Annotated in this window: 22 protein-coding genes; 13 read left to right on the top strand and 9 right to left on the bottom strand. The window is 36.3% G+C overall.

Annotated features, from left to right (window positions below):
- Positions 1-110: 110 nt before the first annotated feature.
- The 11 genes from REB14_RS12990 to serS all read left to right on the top strand — a co-directional run bounded on the left by REB14_RS12990 (position 111) and on the right by serS (position 13,667).
- On the top strand, positions 111-2,264 hold the full coding sequence (locus REB14_RS12990; protein WP_079243498.1) for a SurA N-terminal domain-containing protein: 2,154 nt from the start codon (positions 111-113) through the stop codon (positions 2,262-2,264).
- A gap of 128 nt (positions 2,265-2,392) precedes the next feature.
- Complete coding sequence (locus tag REB14_RS12985) at positions 2,393-3,343, top strand: MlaD family protein (RefSeq protein ID WP_079243497.1); 951 nt, start codon at positions 2,393-2,395, stop codon at positions 3,341-3,343.
- Between the two features lie 8 nt (positions 3,344-3,351).
- Positions 3,352-4,689 carry a (Fe-S)-binding protein gene (locus tag REB14_RS12980; protein ID WP_309522382.1) on the top strand — a complete coding sequence of 446 codons (1,338 nt, stop codon included), beginning with the start codon at positions 3,352-3,354 and terminating at the stop codon, positions 4,687-4,689.
- A gap of 89 nt (positions 4,690-4,778) precedes the next feature.
- Positions 4,779-5,564 (top strand): (Fe-S)-binding protein, encoded by a 786-nt coding sequence (locus REB14_RS12975; protein ID WP_034692631.1) that lies wholly within the window; start codon positions 4,779-4,781, stop codon positions 5,562-5,564.
- Positions 5,565-5,584: 20 nt separating this feature from the next.
- Positions 5,585-6,721 carry a hypothetical protein gene (locus tag REB14_RS12970; RefSeq protein ID WP_309522381.1) on the top strand — a complete coding sequence of 379 codons (1,137 nt, stop codon included), beginning with the start codon at positions 5,585-5,587 and terminating at the stop codon, positions 6,719-6,721.
- Positions 6,722-6,830: 109 nt separating this feature from the next.
- On the top strand, positions 6,831-7,319 hold the full coding sequence (locus tag REB14_RS12965) for a hypothetical protein (protein WP_309522380.1): 489 nt from the start codon (positions 6,831-6,833) through the stop codon (positions 7,317-7,319).
- Positions 7,320-7,417: 98 nt separating this feature from the next.
- Positions 7,418-8,551, top strand: coding sequence for a glycosyltransferase (locus REB14_RS12960; protein WP_309522379.1), 1,134 nt, complete (start codon positions 7,418-7,420; stop codon positions 8,549-8,551).
- A 5-nt stretch (positions 8,552-8,556) separates the two neighbouring features.
- Positions 8,557-9,810 carry an MATE family efflux transporter gene (locus REB14_RS12955; RefSeq protein WP_309522378.1) on the top strand — a complete coding sequence of 418 codons (1,254 nt, stop codon included), beginning with the start codon at positions 8,557-8,559 and terminating at the stop codon, positions 9,808-9,810.
- Between the two features lie 66 nt (positions 9,811-9,876).
- Positions 9,877-11,775 (top strand): asparagine synthase (glutamine-hydrolyzing), encoded by a 1,899-nt coding sequence (asnB, locus tag REB14_RS12950; protein ID WP_309522377.1) that lies wholly within the window; start codon positions 9,877-9,879, stop codon positions 11,773-11,775.
- A 38-nt stretch (positions 11,776-11,813) separates the two neighbouring features.
- Positions 11,814-12,332: a hypothetical protein gene (locus REB14_RS12945; RefSeq protein ID WP_309522376.1), complete on the top strand. Its 519-nt coding sequence runs from the start codon at positions 11,814-11,816 to the stop codon at positions 12,330-12,332.
- Between the two features lie 66 nt (positions 12,333-12,398).
- Positions 12,399-13,667: a serine--tRNA ligase gene (serS, locus tag REB14_RS12940; protein WP_079243489.1), complete on the top strand. Its 1,269-nt coding sequence runs from the start codon at positions 12,399-12,401 to the stop codon at positions 13,665-13,667.
- A 55-nt stretch (positions 13,668-13,722) separates the two neighbouring features.
- Here serS and REB14_RS12935 read toward each other — a convergent pair whose 3' ends face one another.
- The 9 genes from REB14_RS12935 to REB14_RS12895 form a co-directional block, all read right to left on the bottom strand.
- The gene (locus tag REB14_RS12935) at positions 13,723-14,460 is read right to left on the bottom strand and encodes a hypothetical protein (RefSeq protein ID WP_079243488.1); all 738 of its coding nucleotides are present in this window, start codon (positions 14,458-14,460) and stop codon (positions 13,723-13,725) included.
- An 18-nt stretch (positions 14,461-14,478) separates the two neighbouring features.
- The gene (locus REB14_RS12930) at positions 14,479-15,204 is read right to left on the bottom strand and encodes a sulfite exporter TauE/SafE family protein (protein ID WP_034692613.1); all 726 of its coding nucleotides are present in this window, start codon (positions 15,202-15,204) and stop codon (positions 14,479-14,481) included.
- Complete coding sequence (locus tag REB14_RS12925) at positions 15,195-15,647, bottom strand: FixH family protein (RefSeq protein ID WP_079243487.1); 453 nt, start codon at positions 15,645-15,647, stop codon at positions 15,195-15,197. The genes REB14_RS12930 and REB14_RS12925 overlap by 10 nt, the downstream gene beginning before the upstream one ends.
- A 10-nt stretch (positions 15,648-15,657) precedes the next feature.
- Positions 15,658-17,112, bottom strand: coding sequence for a cytochrome c oxidase accessory protein CcoG (gene ccoG, locus REB14_RS12920; RefSeq protein WP_079243486.1), 1,455 nt, complete (start codon positions 17,110-17,112; stop codon positions 15,658-15,660).
- A gap of 94 nt (positions 17,113-17,206) precedes the next feature.
- The gene (locus REB14_RS12915; protein WP_079243485.1) at positions 17,207-18,088 is read right to left on the bottom strand and encodes a cbb3-type cytochrome c oxidase N-terminal domain-containing protein; all 882 of its coding nucleotides are present in this window, start codon (positions 18,086-18,088) and stop codon (positions 17,207-17,209) included.
- A gap of 10 nt (positions 18,089-18,098) precedes the next feature.
- On the bottom strand, positions 18,099-18,299 hold the full coding sequence (locus REB14_RS12910; RefSeq protein ID WP_002983870.1) for a cbb3-type cytochrome oxidase subunit 3: 201 nt from the start codon (positions 18,297-18,299) through the stop codon (positions 18,099-18,101).
- A gap of 21 nt (positions 18,300-18,320) precedes the next feature.
- Entirely contained in the window at positions 18,321-20,582 is a 2,262-nt protein-coding gene (ccoN, locus tag REB14_RS12905; protein ID WP_034692602.1) for a cytochrome-c oxidase, cbb3-type subunit I, read from the bottom strand.
- Positions 20,583-20,603: 21 nt separating this feature from the next.
- Entirely contained in the window at positions 20,604-20,816 is a 213-nt protein-coding gene (gene ccoS / locus REB14_RS12900; RefSeq protein ID WP_034692599.1) for a cbb3-type cytochrome oxidase assembly protein CcoS, read from the bottom strand.
- 109 nt (positions 20,817-20,925) lie between these two features.
- Entirely contained in the window at positions 20,926-23,304 is a 2,379-nt protein-coding gene (locus tag REB14_RS12895; protein WP_309522375.1) for a heavy metal translocating P-type ATPase, read from the bottom strand.
- Between the two features lie 88 nt (positions 23,305-23,392).
- On the opposite strand from REB14_RS12895, the gene REB14_RS12890 reads away from it, so the two are divergent.
- Together REB14_RS12890 and panB are read left to right on the top strand one after the other, a co-directional pair.
- Positions 23,393-24,106: a Crp/Fnr family transcriptional regulator gene (locus tag REB14_RS12890; protein WP_034692595.1), complete on the top strand. Its 714-nt coding sequence runs from the start codon at positions 23,393-23,395 to the stop codon at positions 24,104-24,106.
- A gap of 61 nt (positions 24,107-24,167) precedes the next feature.
- Entirely contained in the window at positions 24,168-24,983 is an 816-nt protein-coding gene (panB, locus tag REB14_RS12885) for a 3-methyl-2-oxobutanoate hydroxymethyltransferase (protein WP_079243483.1), read from the top strand.

Below are 24,983 nucleotides of genomic sequence, written 5' to 3'. Positions count from 1 at the left end.
TCCTTTTTTAGATAATCTTTGCATTAAAAATCAAAATTAAGCAGTTCTGTTTCTGTAATTTCTTAAAAATGTGTATTTTCGCAAACTGATAAAAAACTATAATTTATAAAATGGCAATTTTAGGACAGATTAGGAGTAAGCCTTGGCTTTTAATGGGAGTAATAGCCTTAGCGCTTTTGGCGTTCCTGGTGAACCCAGATAGTATCGACAAGGTTTTTGGTAAGAATCCTGATGTTTTAGGAAAAGTAAACGGTGAGAAAATCACCCGCGAAGAGTTTAATGATCAGCTTTTCGTGTTGCAGCAGCAGGCTGAACAGCAAGGTCGTCCAAAAAACGGTCTTGAAGAGCAGGCTTGGCAGTTACTTGTACAATCTAAACTTATCAAACAACAGTTTGAGAAATTGGGCTTTGAAATGACTGATGATTATTTCTGGAATCAAATCCAGTACGATCAGATGTTTGCTCAGAATCAACAGTTCTTTGATGAGAAAGGTAATTTTAAAACTCAAGAGCTTAAAAAAGAAATTGAAACATTACAAAACACCAATCCTCAAGGATATACTCAATGGTTGAAAACAAGAAAGACAATCGAGTACAGACTAATGGCAAGACAGGTGTTTACTAATCTTTCAGCAGGTATTACTACAGGTAAGAAAGAAGCTGAAGAATTGATGAAGCAGAGAGATCAGCTTGCAGATATCGACTTTGTAAAAGTAGATTACGCGGCTTATCTTCAAAAAACAAAGATCAATGTGACAACACAGGATCTTGCTGATTACATCAAAAAGCACCCTGTAATGTTCAAAGCTGAGCCAAGCAGAAATATCGGTATTGTATTTTTCCCATCTAAACCAAGTGCAGCAGATGATGCGGCAGCCTTGAAAGAAATTACAAAATTATATTCAGGAGGTACAGATGCAAGTGGAGGAACTGAAAACTTCCAGAATACTAAAAACGATTCTATGTTTGTAGCGGCAAATTCTGATGCACCATTCAATCCTCAGTATTTGAATCCTGCTCAATTGCCTCCAACAATCAAAGATCAGATCACTGCAGCAGCAGTAGGTCAGACTTTTGGTCCTTATAAAGAGCAAGATGTATATGTAGTCTCTAAATTGGTAGGTAAAAGACCTTCAGATTCTACTTTGTCTAGACATATCCTAATTGCATTCAAAGGAAGCCCTGCAGGTGAAGGGGTAACAAGAACTAAAGAGCAGGCTAAGAAATTGGCAGACTCAATTGGTGCAATTGTAAAAGCAACTCCTGCTAAATTTACAGAATTCCTTAAGCTTTCAAGCGATCCAAATTCTGCAGCTCAGGGAGGTAGCCTTGGTTGGACAACACCAGAGACGCCTTTCGTTCCGGAATTCCTTGCTTATCTTGCAAGCAATCCTAAAGGAGCTACAGGAGTAGTAGAAACACAGTTCGGTTATCATATCATCAATATTGAAGATAAGAAATCAGGATCAATGGGGTATAAAGTGGCTAACCTTGTGAAAGCTATCAAACCTTCAGATGCTACTGAGGCTGAAACAGACAAAAACTCAAGAAAATTCATTCAGCAGGTTCAAGGAAAATCTTTCAACGATTTTGTGAACATTGCTAAAAAAGGAAACTATCAGTTCTCTAATCCAAAAGCAGCGAAAAGATTTGAAGGTCAGCTTCAGGGCTTAGGTACTGAAAAAGATGGGGAAATCCTTACTTGGGCTTTTGATAAGAAAAGAGAAAAAGGAGATACTGAATTATTTACTGTAGACGGTACGGGTGATAAGATTGTAGTATATCTGAACGGAAAACAGGAAGCAGGTCTTGCTGATCCGGAATCTGTGAGAGATCAGATCGAAGTTATCGTTAAAAATAAATTGGCAGCAAAACAAATCTCTGATAAAATTGCAGCAGCAAAAGCTTCCAGCTTAGATCAGGTTGCTAAATTGTTTGCCGCTCCAAAACAATCTGCTCAGGTGAACCTATTGAATCCTTCAGTAGCAGGTGCTATGGAACCTAAAGTTGCCGGTGCAGCATTCGGTGTTGCAAAAGGTAAGCTTTCTAACCCGGTTGAAGGTGGAACAGGAGTTTATGTTTTGATCAAAAAATCAGAAACTGTAAACAAACAGCCCGGAGATCTTAAGCAGTTTACAGAATCTCTTACTCAGAGAAGTGCTGGAATGTTCGGACAGGCTTGGATGAAGAGTCTTCAGGATAACGCAGATATCGAAGATTACAGAATCGAGATCTGGAACAAGCTGGGAAATCAGCAACAATAAGAAAATCATTTCAATGATATAAAAAGCGACAATTTTTTTTGTCGCTTTTTTTGTATTTAACGCAGAACAATAAAGGAAAAGATTTATTTAAAATGTATTATATTTGCTTATTAGAAAAAAATTAGCAAGTGAAGTTCAGTAAAGAATTAAAAGCTGGTGTGATTGCACTTCTAGCTATCGTAGGCTTTGTGGTGTTGTTTCAGTTTATGAAAGGGAAAAGCCTTTTTACTACCGACAATATATTTTACGCGAAATATGACAATGTAGAAGGCCTGGCGCAATCTTCAGCGGTTTCTATTAATGGTTTGAAGGTAGGACAGGTAGACAAGATTATTCCTATCACCTCAAAAGATGGAAAAATAAATTTTGTCGTAAAAATTACAGTCGACAACAAATTCGAATTTTCAAAAAATTCAACATTGGAGATTTTTGAACCAGGATTAATGTCTGGTAAAGAAATGAGAGTAAACCTTATGTATGGAGGACCGACTGCAAAAGACGGAGATACCTTAAAAGGAGCTTTCAAACTGGGAACGTTGGGAAGCCTTTCTTCTCAGGTTGGTCCGGTAAAAGATCAGCTACAGGTGGTTTTACATAGAGTAGACTCTCTAATGACCAATGCAAATCAGGTTTTTGATGCTCAGAACAGAGCCGAAATAAAAGCTTTACTAGCTAACCTTAATAAAACAGTGGGAGCATTACAGACTACAGCAGGAAGTGTAAATACACTGGTAGGACATAATGATCCAAAGTTGCAAAAGGTGCTGGACGATGCAAGTCTTACGATGCAGAGTGGAAAAGTTACCCTGGATAAATATGGAAATCTGGCCCAGAGTATTGATACTAAACAATTGAATGCTACGATTGCCAATTTGGATGCTACAGTAGGAAAATTAAATCAGGTGATCGGTGGTATAGATAAAGGAGAAGGAAGTTTAGGTAAACTGATGAAGGATGAACAGCTTTACAACAACCTGAATTCAGCATCTTCCAATTTGAATTCATTGATTGAAGATATGAAAGCGAATCCGAAGAGATATATTAACTTCTCGGTTTTCGGTAAAAATAACAAAGACTAATACGCCTTATGCAGTACATCGATAACATTATTTTCCTGATTTTATTAGTGGCGGGATTTGGGCTGTTTGCCAAAAGCCTCCAGAAGATCTATAGAAATATCAGGTTAGGTCACGAAATCAATAGAAACGACAGAAAAGGAGAACGCTGGGAAACGTTGGCTCGTGTGGCCATGGGACAGAGTAAAATGACAGCACGTCCTGTTGCAGGAGTTTTACACCTTTTTGTATATGTAGGTTTCGTGATTATTAATATTGAATTAATAGAAATTGTTGTTGATGGAATATTTGGTACACACCGTTTTTTATCAAGCATTTTTGGGCATACATTTTATAATTTCTTCACAGCAACATTAGAAGTTTTAGCACTTCTTGTAGTGGTTGGGGTTGTCATTTTCTTTATTCGTAGAAATTTTTACGGAGTGAAGAGATTGACGATGAAAGAACTTTTCGGTTGGCCAAAAAATGATGCCAACTGGATTTTGATTATTGAGTTTGCCTTAATGATGGCTTTCTTTATGATGAATGCTTCAGATTTTGTTTTACAGTCAAGAGGAGTTTTACCAGAGCATGGAAGCTTCCCCATCAGTGAGATGACATTTGTTCCGTTCTTAGAAATCTTCAGCTTTGATAGCGGATTTTTGATGTTCACAGAGAAAGCTGCGTGGTGGTTCCACTTTGTAGGTATTCTTTTCTTCATGAACTATCTTTATTACTCAAAACATTTACATATTATCCTTGCATTTCCAAGTACATGGTATGCAAATCTTGATAAAAAAGGAAAGTTCAATAACCTTGAGTCTGTAACAAAGGAGATCAAATTAATGATGGATCCTAATGCAGATCCATATGCTGCTCCGGCTGAAGGTGCAGAAGCTGATGTCCCTTCTAAATTCGGTGCTGAAGATATCTTCGATCTGAATCAGGTACAATTGCTGAATGCTTATTCATGTACAGAATGCGGGCGTTGTACTTCTGTTTGTCCGGCTAATATTACAGGTAAAAAACTTTCTCCGAGATTGATTCTGATGAAAACCAGAGACCGATTGGAAGAAGTAGGAAGAAATATTGATCAAAACGGAAAATTCGTTGATGACGGTAAAAAACTGTTGAATGATTATATCACGAAAGAAGAACTTTGGGCTTGTACCACATGTAATGCATGTACAGACGCATGTCCGGTATTGCTTGACCCGCTTTCCATTATCTTTGAAATGAGAAGATTCCTGGTGATGGAACAGTCTGCTGCTCCACAGGAACTGAACCTGATGATGACGAATGTGGAAAACAATGCAGCCCCTTGGCAGTATAATCAGGCTGACCGTCTGAACTGGGCATCGGAAAACTAGATAATTAATCAATTTGAAAATTTGAAATTGATTACAGCCTACATCACTTTCAAATTTCCAAATTCTCACATTTTCAAATTGAAAAAGAAATGGATTTCACTATAAAAACAATGGCAGAGTATGCTGCCGAAGGAAAAGCTCCGGAAGTTTTATTCTGGGTTGGATGTGCGGGAAGTTTTGATGACCGTGCTAAAAAAATTACAAAAGCATTTTGCAAGATATTAAATAAAATAGGGGTAGAATTTGCAGTTCTGGGACAGGAAGAAAGCTGTACAGGAGATCCTGCGAAAAGAGCAGGAAACGAATTTGTATTCCAGATGATGGCTCTTACCAATATTGAAGTATTGAATGCTTACGAAGTAAAGAAAATCGTAACGGCTTGTCCACACTGTTTTAATACGCTTAAAAATGAATATCCAAGCCTTGGCGGGCACTTTGATGTAGTACACCATACACAGTTCCTTAAAACCTTAATGGAAGAAGGAAGACTGAAGATCGAAGGAGGTGCATTCAGAGGGAAAAAAATTACTTTTCATGATCCATGTTATCTGGGACGTGCCAATGACGAATATGAAGCGCCAAGAATGCTTCTTGAGAAGCTGGATGCTGAACTTGTAGAAATGAAACGTTGCAAAACCAATGGTCTTTGCTGTGGTGCAGGTGGTGCACAGATGTTTAAAGAACCTGAAAAAGGAAAGAAAGACATCAATATTGAAAGAACTGAAGAAGCTTTATCCTTTGAACCTAAGGTAATTGCTACAGGATGCCCTTTCTGTAATACCATGATGACGGATGGGGTAAAACACTTTAATAAAAATACAGAAGTTGCCGTAAAAGATATCGTTGAACTTCTTGCTGAAGCAGAAGACTTATAATTGACATCTTATACAGGTTTATGAAGCTGAAATGGAGACTCTCCTTTTTGTTTATCATTTCGATACTTGCTCTTCTTACATTCTGGAATTATCAAAACAGAGTATATGATTGGGACATGCCGGGGTATCTGGGATGTATGTATACTTCGGAATTTCCGGATTCTCCGGATAAAGTTCGAATCCTTACGTATGAGGAAATAAAAAAAGAAGCTCCTGCAGAACATTATACAGACATTATAGGAATAAAGCAGTGGGATATTCCAAGGCAGTATTTCGTAAAAAATACACAATCTTTTACAGAACAATTACCCTATTTTCAGATCAAAGTAGGGTATATTCTTGTGATTACTCTCTTTTATAAGCTTGGACTGTCATCGCCAATGGCTGTACTGTTTACAAGTCTTATTTCTTACTTTTTTTCAGGAATATTATTATTTTATATTCTAAAACTCCTGTTCCCGAAAAAATACTGGCTTGCTATCGTATTAACCATTGCAGCAATGCTTTTACCGCCAATGACTTACATGTCAAGGGTCTCTACGCCGGATATGTTTATCTTTCAGTTTATGCTGATTTTTATGATTGGCTTAATTAAAAAATGGAACAAATGGGCCATGTTTGTACTTCTGTTTGGAATTACCTTTATACGGCCGGATTATATTACATTCACCCTGACTTATATTGTTGCTGTTTTCTTTTTCCATTATTTTCAGGAAAAGAAAATTGATGTTTCTTTTATTGTACAGGGAACAGTTCTTCTGGTTATGTATCTGGCCATCATTAAGTTTTATCATTATCCGGGATGGAAAGATCTCTTTTATGACACTTTTATTGATAGAAGACCTATTATTTCCACACATCCGATAGACGTTAGTTTAATGGACTATCTGAGTATCATTTACATCAAGATTATTTATTTCAAAAAGGTAACTTTATCGGTAGCTATTATGATTGGAGTAATTTTCTGGCGTTCCAAAGATGTATGGGTAAGAATGATTTCCGTTCTTTTCGTGGTGAATCTTTATATCAAATTCTTCTTCTTTCCGCAGTCGGCTGCATTAAGGTTTTTCTTTCCCTTCATTTTTCCGCTTTTCATTATTATGCTCTATGTACTGAGCAAAAAATACAATGATCTTAAACTCGAGAAAATTGCGTAATTTTGTATTTAAGATGATAAGGATATTCAATCATTGTTAAATTAATGTTCTGGTCAGTGATCAGAATTTATTTTACTTGATAAATCCTTGAAAAATAAATATTTACATTATGAAAATCGAAGAATCTAATATTGTAGAAACCAACGACTACAGAGTCATTATATATCCGGCTTCAAGACCTTTCGAAACAAAAGAAGCAAAAGCCATTACCGAGAAACTATTTGATTTCCTTGCAACATGGGCTGCTCATGGAAAACCTCTTTCTTCTTCATTTAAAATTGAAAAGAATCAGTTTATCATAGTGTGTGTAGACGAAGAAAAAGAAATGGCTTCAGGATGCAGCATTGATGCTTTAGGAAAGGTGATGAGAGAAATTGATGAAGAATATCAATTAGGTCTTTTTGATAGAATGAAAGCAAGCTTTGTTGAGAACGGGGAAGTAAAAACTTTAAAATTAATTGATTTTAAAACGAAGTTGAGAAATGGAGAGTTTGCAGAAGATATCCAGGTTTTTGACTTCTCTAAAAATACTTATCTTGACTTTTTAAGCCACTTCCTTCTTCCTTTGGAGAAAAGTTGGGCGGTTTCTATAAAATAATTGCTGTTAAGCTGATACAAAAGAATAATCATAAAGTGGAAAATATATTTCCACTTTTTTGTTTTAATGTATATTTGTATAGATTCGAGCAGTGACTAATGCCTAAAGTACTTTTTTTAACGACTTCCCACAGCTATAATGATGACCGCATTTTTTATCATCAGGCTAAAGCTCTTAGAGATAATGGGTATGAAGTGAAAATATGCAGTTTATATGCAGAGTATAAAGGTTATATTGATGGGATTGAAATAGAATCTTTTGCCGTTCTTGAAGAAAGCATAGAAACGAAAATGGAAACTCTCAGAAAAGTTTGTAATGCTTTTCACCCCGAATGTATCATTTGCTCTGAACCATTGGCTGTTGTAGCCGTAAAGAAATTTGTAAAAGAGCATAAGATAAGTTGTATCTATGACGTTACAGAATGGTATCCTTCCATGTCAATGCTTCAAAAGTACAGGTTTCCGGCTACCATTTTTCAGGCCATAAAGTTTTCTCTTATTCAGCTGTATGCTGGATTTTTAAGTACCCATTTCATTTTTGGTGAGACCACTAAAAAGTTTCCTTTATCTTATTTTTTTGGATTTAAAAAACAGATCATTGTTCCTTATTATCCGGATTCTCTTTACATCAAAGAAAGTATAAAACAGCTTGATCCGAAAGCTATTACACTCTGTTACACAGGTCAGATTTCTAAAGATAAGGGAATTGAAAATTTCTTCAAGGCAATAGATAGGCTTCGTCAGAAAATGCCTGCACTCCATATCAGGATTCTGATTATTGGTTCAACGGTACAGGAAAGCGATGAGCTCTACTTTTCATCATTATTGAAGACCTATTCTTTTGAAGATATTGAGATCAGAAAACCAACGAGTTTTGAAACATTTACAGAAGCATTTGCTGATGCGGATCTATGTTTTGATCTCAGGGAAATTAACTTTGAAAACAACCATTCTCTGCCGATAAAACTGTTTTACTTTATGGGAGCAGGAAAACCTGTGATTTATTCAAATCTGAAGGGCATCCGGAAGCATATGAAGAAACTTTCATTTGGAAGTCTGGTAGAGCCTCATAATGCTGAAGCAATATCGGATATTATTATCAGTTATATCAGGAATCCGGAGGTGTACCATTTGTATGCTCTCAATGCACGAAAAGAATTTAAAGAAAAATATAATTGGGGACTCATAAAAGATTCCTTCGTTGATTTTGTGAAAAGATCTATTGATAAATAATCACCATGCAGCTTACTATCATTAAAACATTTGTCTCCCGTTTTCTTATTCTGATCCTGAGTTTCGGACTGGTGATCTATTCTACGAATATGTGGGGAAGTGAGGGTAAGGGAACTATTTCCATTGTGGTGGCTAATGCAGCAGCAGTAAGTTTTTTCAGTAGTATCTTTTCCGGAAGCAGTGCTTCTTATTTCGCCTCGAGATTTAAAATAGAAAAGGTTTTGTTATATGCCTATCTGTGGTCTCTCCTGACAGGGCTTTTAATCCCCTTTTTATTCAGTATAGCTTCTATTCAGAGCGAATATCTGTTGTATCTGATCGGAATATCTGTTTTTTCTTCTCTTTTATCTACCAATATCAGCTTGTTTATTGGAACACAGAATATTAAGAAGTTTAATGTTTACACTGTTTTACAGCAGTTGGTTCATATTATCTTTATAGGAATATTGGTGTATCTGTTCGGAAAGAAAGATGTTTCAGTGTATTTTCTTGCCCAGATTGGATGTCTGGCACTTCTTTTCCTTACCAGCTTTTTTCAGATTATCAAAAAATGCAATATTTCCGAAATATCATTTTGTAAGGAGGTGGGCAGAAATATGTTTGAATATGGCTGGAAAACTCAGCTAAGCGCTTTTGTTCAGTTTTTGAATTACAGGCTTTCGTTTTATTTCTTAGAATATTTTGAAGGCATTGCCAGTGTAGGAATATTCTCTATCGGGGTTACTTTCTCGGAAGCTATATGGACTATTACCCGCAGTATTGCTGTTATTTTATATTCAGATGTGGTTAACAGTAAAAGTAGGGAAGAATCCATAGGAAAAACTAAAGAATCTTTAAAGTTGACTTTTTTTCTGATGATAGGTTTTGTGTTGGGAATCATTATTATACCCGCTCAGGTTTATGAGATGATCTTTGGAAAAGAGTTCGGAGACACCAAAGAAATCATGCTCCTTTTATCACCGGGAATTTTTGCCATAGCCGTAAGTGATATGGTGGGGCATTACTTTTCAGGAATGAGAGAGCTGAAAATTCTCAATATAAAATCTATTGTAGGACTGGTGGTTACTGTTATACTTTCTTTTATTGCCATACCAAGATGGGGAATTTTAGGAGCCTGTATTGCCACTACATCATCCTATTTTGTTTCAGCTTTCCTGTTGTTCAGAAAATTTTATGCTTCTACTCCATTTATTTTGAAAGATTATATGGTTACAAAAGAAGAAATACAGGTTTTTAGGCAAAAATTTTTAAAGAAATAATTGTTTCGGACACATACAGAAAACAAAGTCATTTTCCTATTTTTACAAATCTATTAATTCTTTACTATGTGCGGAATCAGCGGTTATTATTCATTCCATGAAAGTATTTCCTCTACAAATATTCTGGAAATGAATCAGGCGATCAGACATCGCGGTCCGGATGACGAAGGATTCTGGCTATACAATGCCGGCGAGGGAATTTCTTTTTCAGGGAATGATTCCACACAAAAAATTAAAGAAGATTTTCCGGTTTTACAGGATAGGAATTCAGATATTGCTTTGGGTTTCCGTAGATTATCTATTATTGATTTGTCTGAAAAAGGACACCAGCCAATGCTTTCAGAAGATGAGCAGATCATTATCACGTTTAATGGAGAGATTTATAATTTTAAAAAATTAAGGAAAGAACTTGAATCTTTAGGGTACTCTTTCCACAGTACCTCGGATACAGAAGTTATTCTCAAGGCGTATCAGCAATGGGGAAATGCAACCTTTGCAAAGCTGGATGGGATGTTTGCGATTTGTATCGTGGATCTTATCTCCCAAAAGCTTATACTGGCAAGAGACAGAGTAGGAATGAAGCCTCTTTTTTATCATCAAAATGAAGAAGGGTTGGTTTGGGCTTCAGAAATAAAAGCATTACTGAAAAATGAATTGGTAAAACCAGAAATCAACTGGAATGGAGTCTATACTAATTTTCTTTTTCAGACAACATTGGCACCGCAAACCTGTTTTCAGCATATTTTTTCCCTAGAACCTGCTTCTTTTATGACTATTGATTTAAAAGATCAGAAAATCACCAAAAAAAAATTCTGGAAGCTGCCTTCTCCGTCTGGAAAAAATATTTCCGAAGAAGAAGCGGTAAAAAAAATAGATGAACTTCTTTCTCAAAGTATTTCAGAGCAATTATTTGCCGATGTTCCTGTTGCTATTATGATGAGTGGAGGAATAGATTCAACGTTAATTGCTTCGAAATCAAAATCTTTTAATGCTGGTGTTAATACATACACAATCTCTTATCCGTTTTCGGAAGAAGAAGTTACAAATGCCTCTATAGCCGCCAGGCATTTTGATGTTTTGCATGAGATAAAAGAGGTGAGTGATGAAGAAGCACTGGAACATCTTACAGAAAATATCCAGCATTTTGAAGAACCTTACAGCAGCTTTGAAGTCTTAATCAATGCAGCAAAATACGCCCATGATAAAAACTTTAAAGTTGTAGTAAGCGGAAATGGAGCTGACGAACTTTTTGCCGGCTATTCCCATACGCTGAAGCTGAATAAATGGCTTCTGATGAGGAATTTCAATTTTGTAAATCCTCTTATTTTTACAAAGGATAAATTTTCACAGCGAGTTAAAAACTACTTTTCCCAGGATCATATGTTTGATTTTTTCAGACAAAGCCAGATCAGTATGAGACCGTTGGAAGTTAAAAGTCTTATAAACCCAGTTATTTATAGTAAAATTAATTCTGACCTTTCAAATTATCATCTTTCAGAAGAAAAAAATTATAGTGGGTATTTTGAATATGATATTAAATATTCCCTCTCTTCCCATCACGTTTTCCGGGATGATCTGAGTGCGATGAAGTATAGCGTGGAATTTCGTTATCCTTATCTGAGTAACAGCCTGATAGATTATGTTTCAGCACTTCCGCAGAATATTAGATTTAATGGAGTTCAGAATAAACCCTTATTACGTAAAACAGCTGAAAAATATCTTCCTCAGGAAGTTTTGAATATGCCCAAGAAAGGATTTTCATTTCCGGTTAATTATTTCATTAAAAATGAACAAAGAGTAAGAGACTTTATTACTGAAAATCTTGAACGTTTGAAAAAGAGAAATTTCTTCAATACTGCAGTGATTGATGAGTGGTGGAATCATCAGGATTATGAGTATGATTGGGTGAAAATATGGCAGCTGGTTACCTTTGAGCTGTGGTATCAGAAATATTTTGAAAAATAAAGAAGCAGTCTAAAGATTAATATTTTACCTTTGTATTTATGATGAAATATTTTTGGGGCATTTTTGTAGCGGTTTTTGCACTCATCAGTTGTAAAAATGATGATGATTCTTTGCAGAGAATAGATCAGGTGCTTAATATCTATATGAAAAACAGTGCTGGTCAGGATTTACTGAACAGTAAACTTACAGGATCTTATACGGGATATTCCGTAAATGATATTTTTGGAACGAAAGATATTGCCCCGGTAAGTATTTCGTTAAAAACATCACCCGAGTCATTATACTATATGGAATATCTTGCAGGAGCAAAAAGAAGAAGACTGGATTCTATCAGCCCGGATCAACCAGGTACAGGAACTTCTTACCATTCCAAAATGTTGATTACCTTTACAAAAAGTACCAATGTTAATGATAATGTTACCGGGACATTAGAAGTTCAATATCGTAATACACCTACTGCATTTCAGGTTTCAAAGGTATTGTATGACGGAAATGAAGTATTTTCAAAAGATGCTGATGCACCTACTTCAATAAATACCGTTACGATCACAAAATAATTTTTAAATTTGTACAATTGTTAGCTTATTATGAGCTAAACATCTAATATTTAACATCTAAATAAAATGTTACAAGTCAATTTTTTGCGCGACAATAAAGAACGCGTTTTAGAAGGTCTTAAGAAAAGACAATTCAAAAATCTTGAGTTGGTAGACGAGGCTATCGCTGCCGACGAAGAAAGAAAAAGAATCCAGTTTGAACTAGATTCCCAACTTTCCGAAATCAACAAAATTTCGAAAGAAATCGGACTTTTGATGAAAGAAGGGAAAAAAGAAGAAGCGGAATCAGCAAAATCTAAAACAGCACAATACAAAGAGTCGAGCTCAGAATTGAAATCCCAGCTAGAAGTTAAAGAAAATGACTTACTGAATATTCTGTATCAGCTTCCCAACATTCCAAATGAATTGGTAAAGAGTGGTGCTTCTGCGGATGATAACGAAATCATTTTCCAGTCTCATCCGGTAGAAGGTCTTGGTGAAGGGGCTATTCCTCACTGGGAACTGGCAAAAAAATACAACCTGATTGATTTTGAATTAGGGGTAAAAATTGCCGGAGCAGGTTTCCCGGTTTATTTAGGAAAAGGAGCAAGATTGCAGAGAGCTTTGGTTCAGTATTTCTTAGATAAAAACGTAGAAAAAGGATATACAGAAGTGAATCCTCCTCACGTTGTGAATGAAGCTTCAGGTTTTGGTACCGGGCAGCTGCCAGATAAAGAAGGACAGATGTATTATATCAACGAAGATAGATTATATCTTATTCCTACTGCAGAAGTTCCTGTAACGAACCTTTACCGTGATGTATTGCTTGAGGAAAAAGATCTTCCAATCAAAAATACAGCATTCTCTCAGTGTTACAGAAGAGAAGCAGGAAGCTACGGAGCTCATGTAAGAGGATTGAACCGTCTTCATCAGTTTGAAAAAGTAGAAATCGTAAGAATTGAAAAACCTGAAAATTCTTATGCTGTTTTGGAAGAAATGGTAGAGCACATCAAAGAAATCCTTACCGATCTTGAACTTCCGTTCAGAGTATTAAGACTTTGTGGAGGTGATACAGGTTTTGCATCCGCAATGACATATGATTTCGAGGTATGGAGTGCTGCTCAGGAAATGTGGTTAGAAGTAAGTTCTGTGTCTAACTTTGAAACCTTCCAGGCTAACAGATTGAAATGCCGTTACAAAGGAGATGGTAAATCTCAGTTGGTTCACACCTTAAACGGATCAGCAATGGCATTACCAAGAATTATGGCTGCTTTGCTGGAGAACAATCAGACAGCAGAAGGAATTAAGCTTCCTAAGAAGGTTGCAGAATATGCAAGATTTGATATGATTAACTAAATTAAGTTAATTTAGTCCATAATAAAAACCCACCGAATATCGGTGGGTTTTACTTTTATTCCGTAACGATGATAATCTTTTTATCTGCGTTTTTGAGTTTTGTATCCTGGTCATAAATGGCTTTCAGATCATAATCTATTCTTATAGAATGGTCGTCAATCTGTTTTACCCAATCATGTTTACCTGAGATGGATTTTATTTTATTTTCAAATTTTAAGGTTGTACCGATCTTTTTAAAAAACATTATCATCATACCGGCTACTTTCTCAGCTTCTTCCTTTGAACTTTTGGTTTTGACAGCCTCTTCAATACTTTTTAGATTAAAATTTTCTGTATCAATAGTGAGAGTTTTTCCATCCCAGCTATTGTATATATTTTGATCTAAAGGGATTTTTTCAGTCTTTGTAAAACTTTTCAAAACCAAATAATCTTCTGGAGTAAAATGTTCCATTTTAAAAGAAAATCCTGCCAGTTTGTTGTCTTCTTTTGTGGATTTCATGAAAACCTTTTTCATGATTCTGATGGAGTCCGGATTTTCAGTTTTTAATTTTCCTTCTTTTTTAGAAAGATCATACATACTTGTCCAAGTAGTCGGAAGTCTGTCCATTTCTCCAAATTCTTTCTGCTTTAAGGAATCTGGTGTCATAGCCATCATCTCAGTCATAAACTCCCTTGTATCGATATCTGTGATAGAAGAGGAGGCAGCATCTTTATGATAGACAATTTCAGAAGTGATACTGCAGGATTGCAGTATAAAAAGACTTATCAGAAATAAGAAGATGGTTTTCTTCATGGTAGATTTAAATACAAATTAATGGCAGTTAACGGCTCCGTTCGGATCTTTAATAATTGTCATGGCTTCTGCCTTAGGAGAAACATACGGTATTCCCAGCTCAAGACCTCTCAGAATAAATAATCCTCCTAAAATAATCATGATTACCGGAACAGCTTTTAAAACTTTTACCCTGAAAGCCTGATTCATGAGATTTCCAGCCAGAACTATGGCAAACATGAACGGAAGGGTTCCAAGACCAAATAAAGCCATATATAAAGCTCCCTGCCATATTCCTCCTCCTGCGAGGCTGGCGGTAAGTGCCATATACACCATTCCACACGGTAGAAAGCCATTTAATAGACCTGTTGTAAATCTTGAACGGTAATCTGCTTTCTGAAGTAATTTTCCCAAATTCATTTTTACGCTATACAGAAACTTGGATAAGAAAGGAATTTTTGAAGCAAAATCTTTTCCCCCAAATGAAAATACAGCCATAATGATCAGAAGAACTCCTGCTGTAATAGTGAGGTATTTCTGAAAGCCGGCCATTTCAAATCCTTGTCCGATAATTCCGAGAAGTGCACCCAATAAGGAGTAGGTGAAAATTCTTCCGAATTGATAAGTAAGGTTTTGAAGATAGAAATTGGCTGCCTGTTTTTTGGTTAATCCCATCGATAAAGCAATAGGTCCGCACATTCCGATACAGTGAAAACCGGAAGCAAAGCCTAAAGCAATAGCCGATACAATAAGTCCTATTTCCATATCACATCATAATCCATTCGGTAGTCTGTTTTATCTTTTGTCCAACTTAATCTTAATGTGTAGTTTCCCACTTTCAATACCTGTGCAGGAATTGTGAAAGATTGGCTGGTATCAAGCTGTACAGATTTTTTAATGTCTAAATTCTGGTCGTCGGTTCTGTTTAAAACAAATTTTACCGTAGTATTTGAGTTATTATATTCTTTTGGAAAAGTAATTTTTATTCCTTGAGTATCCTGGCTGTATACAGGTTTTTCCTGAAGATCATCTGCTTTTTTCTTAGCATCAATCACATCCTGGTACTTCAACTCTTCTTCGTAATAATTATCGGTTACCATTTCAGAGTTCTTCTGCCCGTTCGGGAAAAGAAACATCATGGATAATATAAAAACTATGAATGCTAATAGTGCAATTACAACACCATGTCCCCAACTAAAGTTCTTCATCTTTTTCTAATTAAAATTGCAGTTTAAATGGTCCTTCAAAATAGGTCTGGTACGAGTCTACCAATTTACCTTTCATATCGTAAACACCAATGGTAATATTCTGTTTAGAGAGTTTCATATCATTTTCCGGGAAGCTGATATTGATCGTTCCTTTGGAAATTTTATCTCTGTCTACCTGAATTTTACTTGATGCACTGTAAGTAATTTCACCATGTGCCGGATCTATTACTTTGATGGTAACGATTTTTTTCTCGTTCGTTTTATTAAGGAAGGTATAGTTATAAGTATTGGTAATTTTACCGTCTCTTACAAAGAATGTGCTACCTGCCGGTTTGATGAATTTAGCCTCCATTTCACCACGGCTGTAAAGAAGATATCCCAGGAATCCTACAAGAAGGAACAGGAATACTGAGAAACCTTTCATTCTTCCTGTAAACTTGAATTGAGTTTCTTTTTCAATTTCGTTTTCAGAAGCATAGCGGATCAATCCTTTTGGAAGACCTACTTTTTCCATCACTTCATCACAGGCATCAATACATGCGGTACAGTTGATACATTCAAGCTGTTGTCCGTCTCTGATATCAATTCCTGTTGGGCATACTACCACACATTGATGACAGTCGATACAATCTCCCTTGCCAGCAGCTTTTCTGTCTTCACCTTTTCTCCATTTTGATCTGTTTTCTCCTCTTTTGAAATCATAAAATACGTTAATCGTATCTTTATCAATCAATACTCCCTGAAGTCTGCCATACGGACAAACCAATGTACAAACCTGTTCTCTGAACCATGCAAATACAAAGTAAAATGCAGCGGTAAGGAGAATCATCACAATAAAATTGGTAGGATGTGCAAATGGTCCTTCGCCAACAATTTTAAATACTTCTTCATATCCTACGATATACATGAACATGAAATGAGTGATTACTAATGAAATAATGATGTAAACAGTCCATTTTAAACTTCTCTTCCAGATCTTCTCACTGTTCCACTCCTGTCTGTCCAGCTTCATTTGCTTGTTTCGGTCACCTTCAATCAGGTATTCTATTTTACGGAAGATCGATTCCATAAAAATTGTCTGAGGGCAAATCCACCCGCAGAAAATTCTTCCGAATGCAATCGTAAAAACAATTATAAAGATTAAAGAGGCGATAGCACCTAAGGTAAGGATAAAGAAGTCCTGTGGATAGAAAGGCTGTCCAAAGATGAAAAACTCCCTGTCTATTACATTAAACATCAACAATGGGTTGCCATTGATTTTGATGAATGGTAATGCAAAGTAAATAATTAATAAAAGGTAACTTACAATGTTTCTGTAGTTGGTATATTTCCCTTTTGGTTTTCTTGGAAATACCCATCTTCTCTTTCCGGATTGCTCCATTGTCCCTATAGAATCTCTGTAAGTCTCAGGGTCCAGAACCTGTCCCTGTCCGCCGCGTACTTCTATTTCTTCTATGTCTGACATATGTAATAGGTTTTAAAAAAGAAAAAACATAATTCGTTACTATTTTAATCTAATAACAAATTATGTTTTTTCATATGTTTTCTAATTTTTTAAATTATTCTTTTTCCCAATGTGCTTCAGTTCCTTGAGGAGCTGCTCCTCCCTGAGCCTGAGTCACTGGTGGTTGTTCCTGGTTGATGTGATATACATACGCTGCAATCTTCTCAATCTCTGCACCTGAAACTTCTCCGTTTTTACCGAATGCTCTCATGGCAGGGTTAGTAGGAGAACCATTCCAGTCCATATGGAATACGTTTTTGAATAACGTTTTCTCAGGCTGGTTGATCCAGTAGTTATCGGTAAGGTTTGGTCCGATACCTCCACTACCGTCTTCTTTGTGACAAGATGCACAGTTTGTTTTGAATAATTCTTTACCTTCTGCAATGTTATCAGCTGAATATTTAGCTGTTTCAATCGTTACAGGAGGCTGAGTTTTTTGGTATTCTTCAATACTTGCTAACTGTTCTTTATATTCTTTTTCATATTCGCTTAACGGGTGAGCGAAGTCTGTGAAAGAGTATGCTGCAATATATACAATACAAAAAGCGGTCCCAAAATAGAATAAACCTACCCACCATTTCGGTAATTGGTTATCCAACTCCATGATTCCGTCGAAACCGTGGTCGATAAGGATATCCTTTTCTTCAGAAGCTGATTGCTTTTTGAATGCACTTTGGTACAATCTTTTGAAATAAGGAACTTTCTTTTCAGCTAAATAAGCTGCCTTTTCTTCAGGAGATAATTTCTTGAATTTGTTGTTCTCGATAAGGTCTCCGATTGCTCCATGAATGTAAGCAAGGATCCCAGCGATCACAACAGTTCCCCAGAAGTAAGGTGAAGAAAGGAACGCGTAGCTCTGTACAAATAAATAATAAAAAACTATTAAAAGTCCGATTATTATTAAGATGTTTATAACAACAGGTGTTCTTTGTTTCATAAAAAATAGTTTAATTTTTTAAATTAAAATCGTCATCTTCATCATCCCCAAGAGGAGCCTCTTCTTCTTCTTTGTAATATTTTTTAGGTCTGCTAAAAACATAGATTACCAAAGCGATGAAGAACAGCATAAAGAAAATCAGAGCCAGCGTCTGGTAGAAACCAGCATTTTCTGTATTGGATAATATATCTTTAAAATTCTGAGGAATCATAGTATGAACCTTTTAATGTTTTTAGTTATTACTTGCTGTTTTGATTTCAGTTGTTTTGATATCAGTTCCTAATCTCTGAAGATAAGAAATAAGAGCTACAATTTCTTTTTTCTCTAATTCTCCCTGAGGTCTCTTCGCATAAGCCTGCTTAAGGTCATTTGCTTCAGAGAAGATATCTTTCACAATTTTTGCCGATTGGTTGTTTGCCCATGTGTCTGCAGAATCGATTTCAGCCTTGGTATAAGGTACATCGAATACATTCTTCATCAGCTTCATCTTGTCTACCATCTTAGTTCTGTCTAAGTCAGTAGCAATTAACCAAGGGTAACGAGGCATGATAGAACCTGCAGAAGTTGATCTTGGGTTATACATGTGTTTGTAGTGCCAAGAACTTGGGTTTTTACCACCTTCTCTATGTAAATCCGGTCCTGTTCTCTTAGAACCCCATAGGAATGGTCTGTCGTATACGAATTCTCCAGCTTTGGAGTACTGTCCGTTTTTACCGTTGAATCTTGTAATCTCATCTCTGAACGGTCTGATCATCTGAGAGTGACAAGCGTTACATCCTTCACGGATATAGATATCTCTACCTTCAAGCTCTAGTGGTGAATAAGGCTTCACTGCAGAAATTGTAGGGACACTTTTCTTAAGAGATAGTGTAGGGATAATTTCAATTGAACTACCGATAGATATTGTAAAGAAAGATAAAATACCTAATAATACCGGAGTTCTTTCCAGCCAAAGGTGAGTACCTTCTCCTTCTTTTCTGTTTTTACTGATGTTTGCCAACGCTGGAGCTTCAGCAGGAACTTCTTTCTGGAATGATCCTTTTCTTACTGTAGCGATTACGTTTACAATCATTAGGATAGATCCTGAGATATAGAATAAACCTCCTACGAATCTCATTTTGAAGTAAGGAATAATTGCCGTTACCGTATCCAACCAGTTTTTCCATAATAATGTTCCATCCGGATTGAATTGCTTCCACATTAATCCTTGTGTAAATCCTGAAATATACATTGGAACTGCATAGAAAATAATTCCTAAAGTACCTAACCAGAAATGCCAGTTAGCTAATTTTACAGACCAAAGTTTTGTTCTCCACATGATTGGTACCAAATAATAGATAACCCCGAATGCCATGAAACCATTCCATCCAAGAGCTCCTAAGTGTACGTGACCGATAACCCAGTCTGTAAAGTGACCAATTTTGTTGATGTTTTTAGTTGCTAAAAGCGGTCCTTCAAATGTTGCCATACCATAACAGGTAACAGCTACTACGAAGAACTTAAGGATAGGATTTTCTCTTACTTTATCCCAAGCTCCTCTCAGCGTAAGAAGACCATTTAACATACCTCCCCAAGATGGTGCAATAAGCATGATAGAGAACCCTGTTCCTACCGCCTGAGCCCAAGCTGGAAGAGCTGTATACTGAAGGTGGTGAGGACCAGCCCAGATATATACGAAAATTAATGACCAGAAGTGAATAATAGACAGCTTATAAGAGAATACCGGTCTGTCTGCAGCCTTCGGAAGGAAGTAATACATTAAACCTAGAACCGGAGTTGTCAATACGAATGCAACCGCATTGTGTCCATACCACCACTGTACAATAGCATCTTTTACCCCTGCGTATGCTGAATAAGATTTCCAGCCTGTGAAAGATAAAGGTACTTCAAGGTTGTTGAAGATGTGAAGCATTGCTACTGCAATCCAGGTACCAATGTAGAACCAAATTGCTACATAAAGGTGTCTCACTCTTCTCTTTGAAATAGTCAGGAACATATTGATACCAAAAATGATCCATGAGAATGCGATCAATATGTCGATCGGCCACTCGTGTTCAGCATATTCCTTAGAGGTATTGATCCCCATAAAGAAGGTAACGAACGTAGCAACGATCATAAACTGCCAAGTCCAGAAATGTAACCAAGACAATGTGTCACTGTACATTCTTGTTTTTAATAATCTCTGTAATGAGTAATAAATACCCGTGTAAACGATGTTACAAACGAATGCAAAGATTACGGTATTGGTGTGCAACATTCTGATTCTACCAAAACCAAATGCACCATGAGTGTTTATTAACCCTTCAATATTACCAGATGCCAAACTTTTAATGGTTGTGTCATCCGTCCCGAAAAAGAATTCAGGTAATTCCGGGTAGAAAAGCATTAATGCCGCCGTAAGCCCGAACGTAAATCCAATGAGACCGAAAACTAAGGTCGCATAAAGGAACGCACGGACAATACTATTGTCATAACTAAACTTCTGTGTTTCCATATCAACTATTCACTATTTTTCTCAATTTTTATTATTTTCTCCTATTTCTTTCTCGTCTTTATTTTTGTCGCCAGTTTCATCATTTTCTTTGACTTTTTCGTCATCGAAAAGAATTCTAACAGCAGGAGATTCATCATCTTCAAACTGTCCTTTTCGGGCATACACTATAAATACGACCAAGAAAATCGCAGCTAAAGAAACACTGCAGAGGATCATTAAATATAGAATATCCATTGGACAACAAAATTAACCTATTTTCGGGGTTCAAATTTAGTGAAAAATAATGACATTCATCACGAAATGCCGATTTCAGCTAATTTAAAATCAGTCTAAATAAGGGCTTTTACGCCTGTTTTTTGAAATGTTTACGACCTAAAATCCAGGTTGAAAGTGTAGTAAAGGTAACTACCGTAATCGAACTGATTGGCATGATGATTGCAGCGAAGAGCGGATGCATATGCCCTGTAACAGCGTAACTTAAACCAACAATATTGTACAGAAAACTGATTATAAATGTCATTTTCACAATGGTAATAGAACCCTTACAAACGTTCAGGTAATTGTCCAGAGTAACTACTTTATCTCCATTCATAATCACATCAGAAGATGGGGTAAAACTATTAGTATCGTCAGCAATAGCAATTCCTACATTGCTTTGTTTTAAAGCACCTGCATCATTAAGACCGTCTCCAAGCATTGCGACTTTTAAATGTTGATCCTGAAGGGATTTGATATAGTTTAACTTGTCTTCCGGGCTTTGATTGAATGCCATTCCTTTGTAATTAGGGATAAGCTCTTTAAGCTGATTTTCTTCTGAGGAATTGTCTCCACTCAGGATAAATATTTTGTAGTGGGTAAGTTTTGTAAAAAGCTCTTTCAGCTTCGGACGGTATTCATTCTTAAAGATGAATTTTCCTAAGTATTCTCCGTTTTTGCTGATGTGAACTGCTGTTTCAAGGTTTTTAGGCTCCTGGTTATTGTAGCGTGCGGAACCAATTTTATACAGATTTCCTCTTACACTGGCCTCATATCCTTTTCCTGAAATTTCAACAAATTTCTCTACAGGAAAATACTCATCGTTCACTTCAATGAATTCGTACAATGATTTTGAAAGCGGGTGGTTGGAATTTTTTAATAAAGTCTTAATATTCAGAGAGTCAAATTCATTGATCTCAGAACCTTCGTATTTGATATTTGATTTTTTTCTGTGGGTAATGGTTCCTGTTTTATCAAAAACAATCGTATCCAGCTTAGCGATTTTTTCAATCGTTAAAGTATCTTTTACATAGAACTTATTTCGACCTAAAATCCTCATAATATGACCGAAAGTGAACGGTGCGGATAACGCAAGTGCACAAGGACATGCAATGATCAGAATGGCTGAAATAACCTGGAACATTTTTTCAAGATCAATAAATGCCCAATAAGTTCCGGCAACAAGAGCAATGCCTAAAATGATGAATGTGAAATATTTACTGATATTGTTTGTTAACGTGTCAAGTCCGGTCTCATGTTTCTTGAAAGCTTCTTTATTCCAAAGTTGCGTAAGGTAACTTTGATCTACATCTTTAATAACTTCAAGTTCCAGAGACGATCCTATCTGCTTGCCTCCTGCAAAAATCTTATCACCAGGCTGTTTGCTGATGCTTTCACTTTCTCCGGTGATGAAACTGTTGTCTATGTTTCCTTCTCCGTTGATCAGAATAGCATCTACCGGAATGATTTCCTGGTTTCTAACCAGAATTCTATCCCCTACTTTTATTTCAGACAGTAAAATGTTATCCTGTTTTCCTTCGAAATCTACCTTGGTTACAGCAATCGGGTAGAAGGATTTGTAATCTCTGTCATAGGATAGAGCGCTGTACGTTCTTTTCTGGAAAATTTTTCCGAGAAGCATAAAGAATAAAAGTCCACAAAGAGTGTCGAAATATCCTGGGCCATAATCTGTTACCACTTCGTAGATGCTTCTTCCGTATAGGACAAAAATTCCTAAGACAATCGGAACATCAATATTGACAATCTTATTTTTTAAACCGTACCATGCAGATTTATAATAGTCTGAAGCTGAATAAAATACAACGGGTGTTGCCAGAAGGAAAATCAGAGTTCTGAATAAACCTCTGTAATGTTCCATCCAATAATCTTCCCCTCCAATATATTCAGGAAAGGCAAGGAACATTCCGTTTCCAAAAGCAAATGCAGCGATGGCAAATTTCACCAGTAAAGATTTGTCAAGGTGATCTTCATTTTTATCAGCGGTTTCGAGGCTGATGACCGGTTTATATCCTAGATTGGTTAAGAATTTGGCGAGTTCGCTTAATTTCAGATCGTTATGGTTGAAGGAGATCTGTAAGGTCTTTCTTGTGAAGTTAACCTGCGAATATTTAATGTGTTTATTTAATGTATGAAGGCTTTCCAATAGCCAGATACAGGAAGAACAGTGAATGACAGGGATTTTGAAAGTAACAAGACTGGTGCTTCCTTCCGAGAAATCAGTAACTTTCTCAAAGATTTCCGGTGTATCTAAGTAATCAAATTGAGAAGAATTTTCATCATTAGGACGAATTCCGGCTCCTTTATTAAGCTCATAGAAATTGCCTAAATGATTTAAATTTAGAATTTCGTAAACAGACTTACATCCATTACAACAGAAAGTCTTTTCGTCAAATAAAATTCTCTCTTTTTCTATCCCTTGACCACAATGAAAACAGTTCTCGCTCACCCCATAAAATATTGAACTACAAAATTATAACAATTTTTTTTGTTTATCGTGTTAAAAAGTTCTATTTTTGTGATAAATATCATATAAAATGCCGCAGGAACAACAGATAGCAATTGAAGAGAGGTTCGCCAGAGTTTTTAATGATAAATCATTTAAAGAAAGACTTTCTAGCGCAGATTTTGAAAAATATATTAATGGCAAAAAGAAACTGAGTTTTCAGAAACACGATACCATTTTCGAGGATGGTGAGACTCCAAAAGGAGTATTCGTTCTGGAAAAAGGGGCTGCCAAACTTTCAAAATCAGGAGCGTTCGGTAAAGATCAAATTTTAAGATTTATCAAAGAAGGAGATATCATCGGCTATCGTTCTTTGCTTTGCGGGGAAAATTTCCAGGCCAAAGCAGAAGCAATGACAGATATTGAATGTGTGTTCTTACCCGCAGATATTTTCATGTATCTTTTGGAGGTAGATCCGCAGCTGTCTTTCGTAATGCTTCAGAAAATCTCATACGAATTAGGAGAATCTTCCAACACCATTACTTTCCTTGCCCAGAAAACGGTAAGAGAAAGACTGGCAGAAATTCTTTTGCTGCTGGAACAGAAACTGGGAGTAGATCCTGAAGGCTTTATCAAGATCTCATTAACGAGAGAAGAAATTGCTAATATTATCGGTACCGCTACAGAAAGTGCCATCCGTCTGATCTCGGAATTCAAACAGGATAGTCTGATTGAAGTAGACGGAAGAAATATCAAGATTTTAAATCACGACAAACTCATGAAACTCGGTCACGTAGTTTTATAAATCATACAAAAACTTAAGTCGGCTAAAGGCCGACTTTTTAACTTTTAAAAATAGATAAATTATGTCTGTTCACTCTGAAATTAAAAAAGTTACAACTGAAACCTTGCGTAAAATGAAATTCGACAAGGAGAAAATAACTATGCTTACAGCTTATGATTTTACCACAGCAAAAATGGTAGATGCAGGCGGAGTAGATGCTATTTTGATTGGAGACTCTGCAGCGAATGTGATGGCTGGTTTTGAAACTACATTGCCTATTACGCTGGATCAAATGATCTATCATGCTCAAAGTGTGGTAAGAGGAACCGACAGAGCTTTAGTGGTAGCAGATTTACCTTTCGGAACTTATCAGAGTAATCCTGAAAAAGCATTGGAGTCTGCGGTAAGAATGATGAAGGAAGGTGGAGCACATGCTGTGAAAATTGAAGGTGGAAAAGAAATTTCCAAGTCTATCAAAAAGATCATCAATGCCGGAATTCCGGTAATGGGACATTTGGGTTTAACACCACAGTCTATCTATAAATTCGGAACGTATAAAGTAAGAGCAAAAGAAGAAGCTGAAGCCGAAAAATTAATTGCGGATGCACAACTTCTGGAAGAACTAGGCTGTTTCTCTATTGTATTGGAAAAAATTCCGGCAGATTTAGCAAAGAAAGTAACGGAAAGTATTTCTATTCCTACCATCGGAATCGGGGCCGGAGCAGATTGTGACGGACAGGTTTTGGTGTATCATGATATGGTAGGTATGAACAAAGGTTTCAGTCCGAAATTCTTAAGAAGATACCTTGACCTTTACACAGAAATTACAGGAGCTGTTGCTCAATACGTAAAAGATGTGAAAAGTGTAGAGTTTCCTAACGAAAACGAAAGCTATTAA

It is taken from the genome of Chryseobacterium metallicongregator (genome assembly GCF_031324065.1).
Taxonomy (GTDB): Bacteria; Bacteroidota; Bacteroidia; order Flavobacteriales; family Weeksellaceae; genus Chryseobacterium; species Chryseobacterium metallicongregator.
This window is presented reverse-complemented; position numbering and strand designations above follow the sequence as displayed.

Bases quoted from the DNA above. Each gene is read 5' to 3' on its own strand.
- REB14_RS12990 (WP_079243498.1), top strand. From the start codon at position 111: ATGGCAATTTTAGGACAGATTAGGAGTAAGCCTTGGCTTTTAATGGGA.
- REB14_RS12980 (WP_309522382.1), top strand. From the start codon at position 3,352: ATGCAGTACATCGATAACATTATTTTCCTGATTTTATTAGTGGCGGGA.
- REB14_RS12975 (WP_034692631.1), top strand. From the start codon at position 4,779: ATGGATTTCACTATAAAAACAATGGCAGAGTATGCTGCCGAAGGAAAA.
- REB14_RS12970 (WP_309522381.1), top strand. From the start codon at position 5,585: ATGAAGCTGAAATGGAGACTCTCCTTTTTGTTTATCATTTCGATACTT.
- REB14_RS12965 (WP_309522380.1), top strand. From the start codon at position 6,831: ATGAAAATCGAAGAATCTAATATTGTAGAAACCAACGACTACAGAGTC.
- REB14_RS12960 (WP_309522379.1), top strand. From the start codon at position 7,418: ATGCCTAAAGTACTTTTTTTAACGACTTCCCACAGCTATAATGATGAC.
- REB14_RS12955 (WP_309522378.1), top strand. From the start codon at position 8,557: ATGCAGCTTACTATCATTAAAACATTTGTCTCCCGTTTTCTTATTCTG.
- asnB (WP_309522377.1), top strand. From the start codon at position 9,877: ATGTGCGGAATCAGCGGTTATTATTCATTCCATGAAAGTATTTCCTCT.
- REB14_RS12945 (WP_309522376.1), top strand. From the start codon at position 11,814: ATGATGAAATATTTTTGGGGCATTTTTGTAGCGGTTTTTGCACTCATC.
- serS (WP_079243489.1), top strand. From the start codon at position 12,399: ATGTTACAAGTCAATTTTTTGCGCGACAATAAAGAACGCGTTTTAGAA.
- REB14_RS12935 (WP_079243488.1), bottom strand. From the start codon at position 14,460: ATGAAGAAAACCATCTTCTTATTTCTGATAAGTCTTTTTATACTGCAA.
- REB14_RS12930 (WP_034692613.1), bottom strand. From the start codon at position 15,204: ATGGAAATAGGACTTATTGTATCGGCTATTGCTTTAGGCTTTGCTTCC.
- REB14_RS12925 (WP_079243487.1), bottom strand. From the start codon at position 15,647: ATGAAGAACTTTAGTTGGGGACATGGTGTTGTAATTGCACTATTAGCA.
- ccoG (WP_079243486.1), bottom strand. From the start codon at position 17,112: ATGTCAGACATAGAAGAAATAGAAGTACGCGGCGGACAGGGACAGGTT.
- REB14_RS12915 (WP_079243485.1), bottom strand. From the start codon at position 18,088: ATGAAACAAAGAACACCTGTTGTTATAAACATCTTAATAATAATCGGA.
- REB14_RS12910 (WP_002983870.1), bottom strand. From the start codon at position 18,299: ATGATTCCTCAGAATTTTAAAGATATATTATCCAATACAGAAAATGCT.
- ccoN (WP_034692602.1), bottom strand. From the start codon at position 20,582: ATGGAAACACAGAAGTTTAGTTATGACAATAGTATTGTCCGTGCGTTC.
- ccoS (WP_034692599.1), bottom strand. From the start codon at position 20,816: ATGGATATTCTATATTTAATGATCCTCTGCAGTGTTTCTTTAGCTGCG.
- REB14_RS12890 (WP_034692595.1), top strand. From the start codon at position 23,393: ATGCCGCAGGAACAACAGATAGCAATTGAAGAGAGGTTCGCCAGAGTT.
- panB (WP_079243483.1), top strand. From the start codon at position 24,168: ATGTCTGTTCACTCTGAAATTAAAAAAGTTACAACTGAAACCTTGCGT.